Source organism: Cecembia calidifontis (genome assembly GCF_004216715.1).
Taxonomy (GTDB): Bacteria; Bacteroidota; Bacteroidia; order Cytophagales; family Cyclobacteriaceae; genus Cecembia_A; species Cecembia_A calidifontis.
The window spans coordinates 2,907,800-2,920,589 of record NZ_SGXG01000001.1; the positions used below are offsets into that span (position 1 = coordinate 2,907,800).

The 12,790-nt window shown below is 36.0% G+C and carries 10 protein-coding genes; 5 read left to right on the forward strand and 5 right to left on the reverse strand.

Annotated elements, in window-relative coordinates; all coding sequences use genetic code 11:
* Positions 1 to 39: 39 nt before the first annotated feature.
* A complete protein-coding gene (locus BC751_RS12560) occupies positions 40 to 789 on the reverse strand; it encodes a WecB/TagA/CpsF family glycosyltransferase (protein WP_130275840.1) in 750 nt (249 codons plus the stop codon).
* A 606-nt stretch (positions 790 to 1,395) separates the two neighbouring features.
* Between BC751_RS12560 and BC751_RS12565 the strand changes: the two genes are divergently transcribed.
* The 3 genes from BC751_RS12565 to BC751_RS12575 all read left to right on the forward strand — a co-directional run bounded on the left by BC751_RS12565 (position 1,396) and on the right by BC751_RS12575 (position 4,134).
* Positions 1,396 to 2,133 (forward strand): hypothetical protein, encoded by a 738-nt coding sequence (locus BC751_RS12565; RefSeq protein ID WP_130275841.1) that lies wholly within the window; start codon positions 1,396 to 1,398, stop codon positions 2,131 to 2,133.
* Positions 2,134 to 2,355: 222 nt separating this feature from the next.
* Complete coding sequence (gene thiL, locus BC751_RS12570; RefSeq protein ID WP_130275842.1) at positions 2,356 to 3,384, forward strand: thiamine-phosphate kinase; 1,029 nt, start codon at positions 2,356 to 2,358, stop codon at positions 3,382 to 3,384.
* Between the two features lie 66 nt (positions 3,385 to 3,450).
* Positions 3,451 to 4,134, forward strand: coding sequence for an ERCC4 domain-containing protein (locus BC751_RS12575; RefSeq protein ID WP_130275843.1), 684 nt, complete (start codon positions 3,451 to 3,453; stop codon positions 4,132 to 4,134).
* 77 nt (positions 4,135 to 4,211) lie between these two features.
* Here the strand turns inward: BC751_RS12575 and BC751_RS12580 are convergent, their stop codons facing one another.
* Together BC751_RS12580 and rlmD are read right to left on the reverse strand one after the other, a co-directional pair.
* Entirely contained in the window at positions 4,212 to 4,589 is a 378-nt protein-coding gene (locus BC751_RS12580) for a hypothetical protein (RefSeq protein ID WP_130275844.1), read from the reverse strand.
* A complete protein-coding gene (gene rlmD / locus BC751_RS12585; RefSeq protein WP_130277575.1) occupies positions 4,586 to 5,992 on the reverse strand; it encodes a 23S rRNA (uracil(1939)-C(5))-methyltransferase RlmD in 1,407 nt (468 codons plus the stop codon). The genes BC751_RS12580 and rlmD overlap by 4 nt, the downstream gene beginning before the upstream one ends.
* Positions 5,993 to 6,161: 169 nt before the next feature.
* Between rlmD and BC751_RS12590 the strand changes: the two genes are divergently transcribed.
* Both BC751_RS12590 and BC751_RS12595 read left to right on the forward strand, forming a co-directional pair.
* Positions 6,162 to 6,974, forward strand: coding sequence for an SDR family oxidoreductase (locus tag BC751_RS12590; protein WP_130275845.1), 813 nt, complete (start codon positions 6,162 to 6,164; stop codon positions 6,972 to 6,974).
* Positions 6,975 to 6,979: 5 nt separating this feature from the next.
* Positions 6,980 to 10,927 carry an AAA domain-containing protein gene (locus BC751_RS12595; RefSeq protein ID WP_130275846.1) on the forward strand — a complete coding sequence of 1,316 codons (3,948 nt, stop codon included), beginning with the start codon at positions 6,980 to 6,982 and terminating at the stop codon, positions 10,925 to 10,927.
* Here the strand turns inward: BC751_RS12595 and BC751_RS12600 are convergent.
* Together BC751_RS12600 and BC751_RS12605 are read right to left on the reverse strand one after the other, a co-directional pair.
* Entirely contained in the window at positions 10,924 to 11,382 is a 459-nt protein-coding gene (locus BC751_RS12600; protein WP_130275847.1) for a gliding motility lipoprotein GldH, read from the reverse strand. The genes BC751_RS12595 and BC751_RS12600 overlap by 4 nt on opposite strands.
* Positions 11,383 to 11,385: 3 nt before the next feature.
* On the reverse strand, positions 11,386 to 12,708 hold the full coding sequence (locus BC751_RS12605; RefSeq protein WP_242617466.1) for a PSP1 domain-containing protein: 1,323 nt from the start codon (positions 12,706 to 12,708) through the stop codon (positions 11,386 to 11,388).
* Between the last annotated feature and the right edge of the window lie 82 nt (positions 12,709 to 12,790).

The following is a 12,790-nucleotide window of genomic DNA, read 5'->3' on the forward strand; positions in this document are numbered from 1 at the left end:
TCTCCTTTTGTAGTAGTTTTTTCATCAGATTTATTGCTTTTAAACAGGATTTGTTTTAAAAACTTTCAGGAATTTCATTTTAAAATACTGATTCACACAAGTGTAAATAAAAATCGGTCCGTAATAGATATACCTTTTCCATAATCTTTTTGGGTTACTTAAAAGTCTTCCAAACCATTCAAGTTTGAGACTAATGAGTATTTTTGATGGTCTTTTTACAGTTCCTGCATAAAAGTCAAAAACAGCCCCTATTGAGCAAATTAGTTTTGTATTCAATTTATGTTTATTTTGATTTACCCACTTTTCTTGTTTTGGGGCAGTCATGCCTACAAATACTATGTCTGGATTAAATGAATTGATTTTATCAGCTATGACTTCATTGTCTTGTTCAGAAAGTTGACTTTTAAAAGGAGGAGAATAAGTTTCAACTACAATATCTGGATATTCATATTCAAGATTTTTAGTGATTTTTTCTAATACAGCATTAGTTGATCCCAGGTAAAAACATTTTAATTTCTCTTTGTTACTCTTTTCAAGTAGGTGTTTATGTAAATCAAACCCTGAAATTTTCTTTACCCTGTTATTAAACAAAAAAGAACTCATCAAAACTATTCCTTCGCCGTCTGGAATTAGAAAATCTGAATTTAACAGTGAATTTTTAAATTCTTCATCTTCTTCCGCAACACAAAACGAATATTGGTTGATAGTATTTATAACTACCTTTTTTGATAAAGAGATTCTGTCTAAATCGTCAGAATAAATTTGGTAATCGAAAAAATTAACTTTCATGATTCAATTTAGTTTTAATTAATTTTTAACCTACTTGAAGTTTTGTTGTGAAATTTAATCAACTGCAACTTTGGTCAGCTAAGAGGAAAAACTCCTTATTTCAAATTTGTTGTTGATTATAAATCACAAATAAATTATTTTGAAATACAAATATAAGTATTTGTAAATAAAAACCACGAATTTGCAGATTAAATTTTTTCTTATTTTCTTTGAAATAAAAAGATAATGAAACTAGTTAAAATCAATAAATTTTATTTGCTGGGTGTTTTTTTACTGACCATCCTGGGTTGTAGTAAAGAAGATGATCCAGATCCAATTCCCCAACCGGTTGAGATTGTATCTTGGTCAAAGTCAGAGTTTGTCGATCAGGGGCTTGCAAATACAAAATTGTTTGGGACCGTTTTAAAGGCTGTATCAGGAAATGCCTTTTTCAATCCATTAAATCTTACAAGCGCTAACTTTCCAATAAGTTTCCAGCAGTTTCAATCCAGGATCGGGAGATACAAACTTCCTATTTCGGAGAAGGCTTTTATTACAAGGACTGAAAGAGAAGTTTTTGTTTTTAATCCTTCAAATTTGAATCTTGAAAATGCCATCAAACTAAATATGGTTGATATTGATCCGGAATTCCTTTTTTTTGAAGACATTCCATTGTGGGAAGGAGAGGCTTTTGGATTATTACCGTCAGGTACAGCATTTATTCCCTACAGATCCTTGTCAAATGGTTTAGCTGTTAATACCCCCAGTTTTTTGTTGATAAAAACAGATCTGGAAAATGATAGGGTGGTAATCAGGAGTACTCAGGTCATAAAAGAAAATTTAATAGATTATTATGTGAATTGTGAAAAAATTGAATCTCATTATGATAATTTTTACATTCAGTTAGATTTTTACAAATATAAATTTGATACCAATGGAAATTTTTCAAGAATTTCTGAAAACAAAGGAAGGATTTTTAAATATCAGGAAGGATTGATGTCTATTGAAATAGATAGTAGGACAGGCAACATAGTTGCGAGGACATCAGATCGAAATGGAACTAATTGGTCTGTCATAGGTACCGTTGAATATAATCAGTTACTTTCACTATTGGATTTTACTGAAATTGATGGAAAAGTAATTGGATTCTTTGGGAATGAGATTTTTCAATTGACCATTGGAGGCGGTACAATAAGAAGGATTGAATTAGAAAACAAGGGGTTATCAGGTAGGATAAATGCAATTACAGAATTGCCTAACAATGAAATTTTAATTTCAACATCTTGTAATTCCCCAGCTGGAGGATGTGGAGCCTATACCAAATCAAAAGCAGATTTCTTCAAAGAAAAGCAAATACAAAATTAAAATAAATTTATCGGAAAGTTCGATTAAATTTTTCAAATAAAAGTTGATTTAAGGCCGATTAGATATAATCGGCCTTATTTTTTAGTCTTAAGCTGGGATTCTGATTACTTCTTTACTATTAATCTTAACTAATTTTAACATTGTATTTTTGTAATTCTTTTATTGGATAGATAGATGTAGATTTCATTCTATCTTTGGTGGATAAATTTAATTGCTAAAATTATGTCAGAAAAAAGAACAGAAATAAGTGAAATAGGCGAATTTGGTCTTATTGACCATATCCATAAGCAAATAAAAATAAAAAACTCTTGCACGCTAAAGGGAATTGGAGATGATGCAGCTGTTATCTCGGCCGGTGATCATGTGAAAGTTATCACTACAGATCTTTTATTGGAAGGCGTTCATTTCGACCTTTCATATGCTCCCTTGACACATGTTGGCTTTAAGGCAGTCGCTGTCAATATTTCTGATGTGGCAGCGATGAATGCTATTCCTAAACAAATCACGGTTAGTATGGCTCTTTCTAACAGATTTTCAGTGGAAGCTGTAGATGCTATCTATGCAGGAATTAACGCTGCTGCAGAACATTATGGGGTGGATGTGGTAGGTGGTGATACTACTGCTTCAAGATCCGGATTGATTCTGTCTGTCACGGCAATAGGAGAGGCCAAAAAAGAAGAAGTGGTATATCGTTCTGGAGCGAAAGAACATGATATTGTCTGCGTGACAGGAGACTTGGGAGGGGCTCTGGTCGGACTGCAGGTCCTTGAAAGAGAGAAGCAGGTTTTCTTGTCCAATCCCGATATGAAACCTGAATTGGAAAAATACCAAATAGTTACAGCCAGACAATTGAGGCCCGAAGCAAGAATGGATATCATCCACGAACTCAGGGAATTTGGAGTTATTCCCACCAGTATGATGGACATCTCTGATGGTTTGGCTTCAGAATTGTTCCATATTTGTAAAGCTTCGAATGTGGGTGTGACAATCTATGAGGATAAACTACCTATTGACAAACAGACTTTTGATACCGCAGTCGAATTTGGATTAGACCCTATTACCTGTGTGCTGAATGGGGGAGAAGATTATGAGCTTTTATTTACTATTGACCAGAAGGATTTCAAGAAGCTTGAGAAACATCCGGACATCCATTTCATTGGACACATTACTAAAGCCGAAGATGGTAAGCTTTTAGTCACCAAAAGTGGAACGGTTGCCCAATTAAAAGCACAAGGCTGGAAGCATTTTTAGCAATCCACCCAAAAGTGGATTGTATTTTTTTTCTATGTTTTATATTTTTAGGTAAAGTTTGTTTTTATGATGGATTTTTCTACTTCAGCTACTTCTTTGCCATTGGAAGTTACGGTGGATGACCGGGAGCCTCATGGATTATTTTTGGAGTTTGAAAAAAGAGGAAATCTAATTCTTACCAAAAAGAGGCTTTTTGTTGGCGATATTCTTTTTGATAATGAACTATTGGTGGAAAGAAAAACAGTATTGGATTTTTGTCAATCCTTGAAAGATGGGCGGCTGTTTGATCAGTTAATAAAAATGTCAAATACTCGAACGGGTGCTGTTTTAATAATTGAAGGAAATGAAGAGGAATTTGAAAAAACAGAGGTAAGACCAGAAGCAATTCAAGGTGCTATTGCCTCTGTTTCTTTAAGATTCAAGGTACCGGTGTTAAGATCCAAAGATATCCCCCAGACCGTGGACATATTACTTCAATGTTACAGGCAAATGGATCAAGTGAATGCTGTTCCAATTCCAAAGATTTGGAGAAAAATCAAGAGAAAAGGGCATTCCTTTGATCCCGTATTCGTCCAAAAATTAAAGGTTTTGGCTTCCTTTCCGGGATTAGGATTTGATAAATCTTTAGCCCTAATCCAAAAATTCCATACCCTCGAAAAATTGTTTAAAACTTCAAAAGAAGAGTTTTTATCTGTCAAAGGGATAGGTCAAAAAACCAGGGACGAGTTTGACAGAATATTAAGGGACTAACCAAAATAGTGAACGACCTTATCCTTTAAAAGTCAAATTTTGTTTTTAAATTGATTTATGTCAACTTGTACCAAAACTTAATCCTCGGGATAAGGGACATAAACAAAGCTGGTGAATTCTTTGTCCATTACAAATAGACAGCAAAATTCATCAGGGTTTTTGTATGCCTTTTTGAAGTCTTCAACAAGCTCTTCTGCAATTAATTTTCTTTGAATAAACTCATCCAAATAGGTAATGTAATAATTCCAATCCAGATTTTTTTCATTTTTGCCAAGGAATAGCTGTCCAATAGGTTGTTCTTCTTTTGAAATGGGAAAAATCGGAAAATCTGAGAATTTCCTACTTCTGACCTGATATGAAGCTTCCTTAAGGATATCGGATACTTTTACAAAATCTTTGGTGATTGTTCCTAAATATTTTCCGGATAATTCAGGATCGTTGAAATCTGATATCATGATTTTAAAGTTAATCGAACAACATTCTCTACGTGATAGGTCTGGGGGAACATGTCCACAGGCTGGATTTTGTCTATGACGTATTTTTCCGCCAATAAGGCGATGTCTCTTGCCTGTGTAGCTGGGTTACAGCTTACATAGACAATTTTTGGAGCTTCCAGTCTCAGAAGCATCTTTACTACATCCTCATGCATTCCTGCTCTAGGTGGATCTGTAATGATTACATCTGGTTTTGGGTGGTTTTTCAAGAATTCAACTTTCAAAATGTCTTTCATGTCTCCTGCATAGAAGGAGGTATTGTCCAATCCGTTGACTATTGAGTTTAACTTAGCGTCTTCTATCGCTGCCTCTACATATTCTATTCCTATGACAGCTTTTGCCTGCTTAGCTACAAAATTAGCAATGGTTCCTGTTCCGGTATATAAATCATATACAATCTCTTCTCCCTTCAAATCAGCAAATTCCCTGGCCACCCTGTAGAGTTCATAAGCTTGTTCAGAATTGGTCTGGTAAAAAGATTTTGGACCAATTCTGAATTTAAGATCTTCCATTTTTTCCTCAATGTAGTCTTTTCCATGATAGGTAATTACTTCTTGATCATGGAAAGTCTCATTTTTCTTTAAGTTAATGATGTACAAAAGGGAGGTAATAGAAGGAAAATTAAGTTTCAAAAACTGCATAACCCGCTCGATGCCATCGCGATCATTTTCCCCAAATTGGACAATAACCATCGTTTCATCTGTGCTTGTTGTCCTTATTATAAGGTTTCTGAGCAGTCCAACTTGGTTTCTTAAATCATAAAAACTTAAGCCATTTTCTAAAGCAAATTCCCTCAGCCTATTCCTTACCTCATTTGATATTCCTCCTTGCAGAAAACAGTTCTCAATATCGATGATTTTATCAAACATTTTGGGAATATGAAATCCCAAAGCATTTCTTTCAAAAGATTTCCCAGAATTGATCTCTTCTCTCGTCAGCCAGCGGTTATTAGAAAAAGTGAAATCAAGTTTATTTCTGTAATATTGTGTATGGGAGGAACCGATTATAGGTAATACTTCGGGAATAGCTACCTTGGCTATTCTGGTAAATTGATCCAAGACCTGCTGTCTTTTGTAAGTTTTCTGCAACTCATAATTGATATGTTGCCACTTGCAGCCACCACAAGTTCCAAAGTGTGAGCAAAATGGTTCCACCCGCTCTTTGGAATATTCATGAAAAGCAATGGCTTCACCTTCCATGAAAGAACTTTTGCCCTTCGTAATCCTGACATCTACTACATCCCCAGGAGCTACGTTATTGACAAAGACTACTTTACCTTCATGATGTGCCACGCATTTGCCTTCTGCCGCAATTCTTTCTATTTTGAGGTTAGTGACAACCTTATTTTTCATCTTTCTGGACATGGGCGCAAAATTAAGTAAAAAATATTCTTTGTAGCCTGCTACTTGACAAAACATGAATACTACATTGGGATTTGCTTTGGATAGAAATAAAAATAGTCATAGAAAATTGATGCGTATTTTAATTGATCACAACCATCTTTTTTATCTTTAACATTTAATCCGCAAATAGATGAGTTTAAAAGATAAAGTTGTAATCGTGACAGGTGCCACTTCTGGAATTGGTGAAGCTTGTGCATTTGCCTTCGGTAGGGAAGGGGCTAAAGTTGTAATTACGGGAAGGAATGAAGAAAAATTGTCCAATTCGGTAAAGAATCTGGAAAAAGGAGGAATTACCGTTTTGGGAATTTTAGCAGATGCCGCTTCTGAGTCTGATAATAAAAGAATGGCGGAACAAACGATCAGGCATTTTGGAAGGATTGATGTCCTTATTAACAATGCAGGAATTAGCATGCGCGCATTATTTGAAGATCTGGATTTAGAAGTATTTCATAAGGTTATGGATACCAATTTTTGGGGTACAGTTTATGCCACCAAGTTTTGTCTTCCTGAAATCCTTAAAAATAAGGGTTCTATCGTTGGAGTTTCTTCCATTAATGGTTACCGAGGTACACCCGCAAGAACGGCTTACACAGCAAGTAAATTTGCGATGAATGGATTTTTTGAATCCTTAAGGACGGAAGTTATGAAAAGAGGCGTCCATATCTTGGTGGCTAGCCCTGGGTTTACTGCTTCCAATATCAGGAACAATGCCCTAAGGGCAGATGGATCGGTTCAGGGGGAATCTCCAAGAGAGGAAGCCAAAATGATGAGCTCAGAAGAAGTAGCCAATGAAATTTTGAAAGCTACCCTAAAAAGAAAAAGAGACCTGGTACTTACAGGACAGGGCAAATTGGCTGTATTCCTTAATAAATGGATTCCAGGAATAATGGACGGCATTGTTTACAATCACATGGCCAAAGAAAAGGATTCCCCATTTAAGTAAAGTACATGCTAAAGGATATCTTTCAGGTTTATTTAAACAGGTTAGTGGATTTGTCCAGCAGGAATAGGTCCTTATACCTTTCCAAACTGATACCTTCTCAGATGGTGGACCTGAATGAGTTTAACTTTTTGAACCATCAACCTGCTTTTTTTTACATTGAACAGCTACTTGGCAAAAAAAAGTCCATTCCTCTTCTTCCTCTTGCAGATGCAAGAGATGAAAATGTAAATATTGTTTCAAAAAAATTGGGCAGGATTCTTTCTCTAGCTGAAACTGCCGAATCTGAAACAGGAGAAAAAAGCCTCTTCATTGGCTGGCCTTTTGTGGAAGGTAAGTTGATCAATGGTCAGGTTGTTCGTGGACCTTTGATTTTTTTTCCGGTAGAATTGGTCAGACAGGCAGAAATATGGGAATTACATTTTTCAAAAACAGATCCGCCTTTTTTTAATAAGACTTTCTTTTTGGCCTATGCCCATGCCTACGGTACTGAACCTTTAAATTTTGAAGAAGAAAATCCGCTTGAAGGTTTTTCGGATGATACCGTTGGATTCTTAAATGATCTTTATCAGTATTTGAAAAAAGAATTGGTTGTCAATTTCAATTCTGAACTTTATGAAAATAGACTGAGAAATTTCCCTGAATCCTCCAAAAGTTTGGATGAAGAAAGGCTTGAGTTAGGAAAACTGAAACTGATGCCTGTTGCCGTATTGGGGCTTTTTTCGCAAAAGGCCAGTTTCTTGATTCAAGATTATGAATCACTTTTGAAAAGCAATGATTTTAATTCCCTGGATGATATTTTTTATCACCATTTTGCAAGGAGGGATGATTTTCCGAATACGGTAAGAGAAGACCAATTATACAGTTGCTTTCCATTGGATGCCTATCAGGAACAAGTCCTTAAAGCGGTGAGATCCGGCATGTCGGTGGTTGTCGAAGGACCTCCCGGTACAGGAAAGTCCCAATTGATAAGTAACCTTGCACTTGATTATATATCCAGAGGGAAAAAAGTGCTCATTGTTTCCCAAAAAAGAGTGGCGATTGATGTGGTTTTCCAAAGACTTTCAGAAATTGGTTTTGGGGATTTTTTGGCTTTGGTACATGATTTTAGAGCAGATAAAAAAGCACTTTTTAAAAAAATCCAGCACCAAATAGACGCTATTGATAAATACGAAGAAACGAATAGGTCTATTGATTCTATTCAACTTGAGAGGCAGTTTTTCCAGTTGTCAAGGAGTATAGAAAATAACGCTGAATTTTTTGAGAATTATAAAAAGGCACTCTTTAATACAGAAGAGTGTGATTTGCCTGTAAAAGCCTTATACCTGGAGTCGAATTTTTCAGAGGAGCATTTTGATATGCGCCAATACTATAAAAAGTTAACATTCAATAAGGTGGATTCCTTCTTAAGAAATCTCAAAATTTATGGGATTTATTACAAAAAATACCAAAGGAATGATTCATTTTGGCTGCATAGGATTAGTTTTAGTCTTTTCTCACCGCAAACTATCTCAAGGTTTCAAGAAACCTTTGATGAAATCGAAACCTTTAAGTCTGAAGTCATCACTAGTTTCGGTCAGTTCCGAAATTTTGACATTTCCTATCTTTTTACCTTATACGAAGAAAAGGAAAAATTGAAAGAATGCCTCCAACTCCTGAGTCAACCCGATACAATGGGAGCATTTTTGGGCCTATTGAAAGTTGATTTTTCAGTATTAGATCAAGATTGGCTGAATAAAAAAGTTGAAGCCATAAAGCTGATGCTTTCCGAATATGGAGTGGAATGGTTTTCAGCAGATGAAGAGGTGGAGACTAATTTAAAGTTGTCCCTTGAATTTCAACACAGAAACAGGGAGTTAATTAATGTTTTGCTTTGGCCATGGAAAAAGAAGAGGTTCCTGCCATTATTTGAAATTTTGGAGAAAAACGAATTGTCCCTAGATGATCATGGAAATGACATACTCTTAAAAAGGCTGGAAAATAGATTAAATGTAAATCACCAATACACCTTGCTTTCTCAAAAATCCTGGTTGGAGCTTCCCAATAAACCTTTTGATTTTACCCAGTTTAATCATTTTTCAATTTCCCATCTCAATGCCATCAAAGCAAGGGAATTATTGGAGGAATTGGGTGATGATGGGAAATTTCTTCTGGATCAAGTTGTAGAAGGTAATGACTTTATTTCAAGACTTGGGTCTTTGCTTGAAAAATTGGATTGGTTGGAAACAAGACAGCCATATTGGAGTTTATTGTTTTCAAAAGTTCAAATTCATCATTTGTTTTTGCAGGAATCTGGTAAGGAAATAGAAGATATAAAAGGAGAGCTAAAATTGATTTTTGATGATCTTGTTGCTTTTGATACTTTAAGAGAACAGATACCCCATGAGGAAAAAGAATTGATAGAAAGAATATGGGACCATTATCCAGAACACAGTTTTGAATCAGTTAGCCAAAAGTTTTTAGCAGGCTTAAGGTTGGCATGGATCGAACATATCGAATTGAAATATCCTGTTCTGAGGGAAATCAGTACCCCAAAATCGCTTCACAGCCAAGAGGAATTGATGTGGGCAGTGAAAGAAAAGTGGAAGCTTTCAAAATTTATTTCTGCTTTAAGAGTTCGGGAAAAAACATTCAAAAATCTTGAATATAACAGGCTAGGAAACCGGTTGACTTACAGGGAGCTTAACCATCAGGTGAGTAAGAAAAAGAGGTTGTGGACTGTCAAAAAAGTCTTGGAGTCATTTGAAGAAGAGGTTTTTAAACTCTTGCCCTGTTGGTTGGCTTCCCCAGAAACAGTGTCCGCCCTTTTTCCATTGAAACAGTCATTTGATTTGGTAATTTTTGATGAGTCTTCCCAATGTTTTGTGGAAAGAGGATTTCCTGCCATGTTAAGAGGAAAGCAAGTCGTCATCGCTGGGGATTCCCGGCAATTACAGCCCTTTGATCTGTATGCTATACGCCTTGAAGGGGAAGGAGAGGGTTTGGAATATGATACAGTTTCCCTATTGGATCTTTGTTCTAAATATTTTGAAAAATATTGGTTACAAGGTCATTACAGAAGTACTCAGGCGAGACTCATTCAATTTTCTAATGTGCATTTCTACGAAGGAAGATTGAGTATGTTGCCTGATAGGGAACTCATGAATCATCCCGAGGAAGCATTTCGACTAATAAGAACCGATGGTGTTTGGGACCGACAGACCAATTTTGTAGAGGTAGAAGAAGTTATTAAAGAGGTTAAATTCCTTCAAAAAAAATTTCCAGGAGACCAGATAGGGGTCATCACCTTCAATTTTTTCCAAATGGAACTGATTCAGCAGAAGGTTTTGGAAGAAGCTGAAATCGATCTTTTGTCAATAAAGATTAAGAATATTGAAAATGTTCAAGGAGATGAGTTTGATAGGGTGATTTTTTCTGTTGGTTATGCAAAAAATAAATCAGGAAGGTTGATAGCAAATTTTGGATTACTTTCAAAGCCTGGAGGGATAAACCGGTTAAATGTGGCTGTTACGAGAGCCAGGAAAAGTATCACCTTGATTACCAGTCTAAGTTCCCGGGATTTCAAGGCGGATCAGTTGAAAAACCCAGGGGTAGAGATGCTCAAGCTTTACATTGAATTTGTTGAAAATCAAGTTCTTGGAAAAGATGGTATCCAGGAGAAAAATCAGTTAAGTTTTAATTCCAAATGGCTACTGAAGCTTAAATTACTGGAAGAGAATAAGGGTTTTGACCTTCGGCTTTTTAAAGATTCCAAATGGATGGATTTAGCTCAATTGGAAAAAGGAAAATATACAAAAGCGATATTGACAGATGATGATAGGTTATACAGGTGCTCAGGTGCAAAAGAGGCCTTTGCGTATCACCCCATTCAGCTGCAGGAAAAAAAATGGCCCTATGCTTTATTTTTTTCCAGACAATATTGGTTAGGAAAAAATCTAGAGGATAATACTGATTAGTCTTTGATCCTTTTTAATCCTATAGATTCTATCCCTTTAAGATCTTCCAGTCTCATATACTGTATAAACTGAATTTTTGAATAAGGAACTTTTGATTTTAAAGGGATGGTGTCATACCTTGTAAAAGTACTGCCATAACCTTTACCCAAAGGTTTTCCGGTAGTATTTTCGAATAAAGGAATATTGATCAATTGCGATTCGAAAATTTGGTCGGTACTATCCCTGAGAAGGTATCTAATATAAAGATTTCTGAAGGGATACTCGTTGTTGTATTTAACAGCCAAGATCGTAGGACCTTCCGGTAAAGGATAATTCATAGAAAAAGAAATCGTGTCCTGAAGGGCCCAGGTAAGATTTTCAAGGCCATGGTACTGTTCATATACCCTGTCCCCTGAACATTTGGTAAATACCAGCAAGACAATTAGTAATCCAGAAAGTATTCGGTATTGCTTCATTTTTTACTCGCCTTTATTTTGGTCGCCTTTATTTCTGGGAGGAAACCTTCTTTTACCTTTATTCTTTTGCTTGTTTTCTTGCACTTCTTTAGCATCAGAATTTTGGTTTTCTCTTTTTGGTAAATTCTTCCCAGCGCTAGGAGAGGGTTCCGTTCTTGAAGCCTTATTTCCAAAGTTTTTTCTTCCGGATTTTTGTTTGTTGGATTTATTTTTATCTCCTTCCTGAGCTGGCTTAATTGTTTCTTTGATTTCTGCCTTTGCTACAGGTTTATTACTTTGCTGAGTTACTGGTTCCTGAACACCAGTATTACCCTTCTTCTTTTTCTTCTTTTTCTTTTTTGTGCTGAATTTCTTATCTAACCTTTCCAATTCTAAGTTAGATTGAAGTACCTCTTCATCAATTCCTTTTGCTTTGTTATTGTGGAGATCAAAAGGCTGAATCCCGTTTTCGTTCAGTTCTTGTATTTCTTTTACTCTTTCACAAGAAATGGAATACCAGTTGTTTTCATTGTTATAGCTAAACCACATCAGTTTACGGAAAATATCCGTTTTTTGAAGTTTTGCAGGACCAGCTTCGGTCAATAATGGTTTTTCAACAGTAGGAACATCCTCCAACGCCGCCATATAGGTGTCCAACTCATAATTCAGACAGCATTTTAGGCGTCCGCATTGACCTGATAGTTTGCTTGGATTTAGGGATAAATTTTGATAGCGTGCAGCTGCTGTGGAGACACTTTTGAAATCATGTATCCATGTAGAGCAGCACAGTTCTCTTCCACAAATACCGATTCCACCAAGCCTTCCTGCCTCTTGTCTTAGGCTTATTTGGCGCATTTCTACCCTGATTTTGAATTCAGAAGCAAGGATTTTGATCAATTCTCTAAAATCCACCCTGTCATCTGCAGAGTAATAAAATGTGGCTTTGGAGTTGTCTGCTTGGTACTCAATGTCGGAAAGTTTCATTTCCAACTTGAGTTCATCGATAATCTGCTTTGTTCTGTAAAGGGTCGGGATTTCTCTGTTTTTTGCTTCTTCCCACTTTTCCAGGTCTTTTTGGTTGGCAATCCGGTAAATCCTCAGAATGTTGTCATCATTCTTTATTTTCCTTTTTTGCATTTGAAGTCTTACTAATTCTCCCTGAAGGGATACATAGCCGATATGATGACCATTTGGCACATCTACTACTACCGGATCACCAGTAGTCAAATGAATATGGTCAACATTTCTATAATATTCCTTTCTGCCACCTTTGAATTTAACTTCTACTATATCAAACTTATCGACTGTTGGTATTCCCATATGGGATAACCAATCAAAACTGTTCATTTTATTACAATCGCTCGTACCACATGTGCCATTATTGTTACATCCCGCACTTGTTCCCGTGGTAGTGGAGCAGCTACTACAT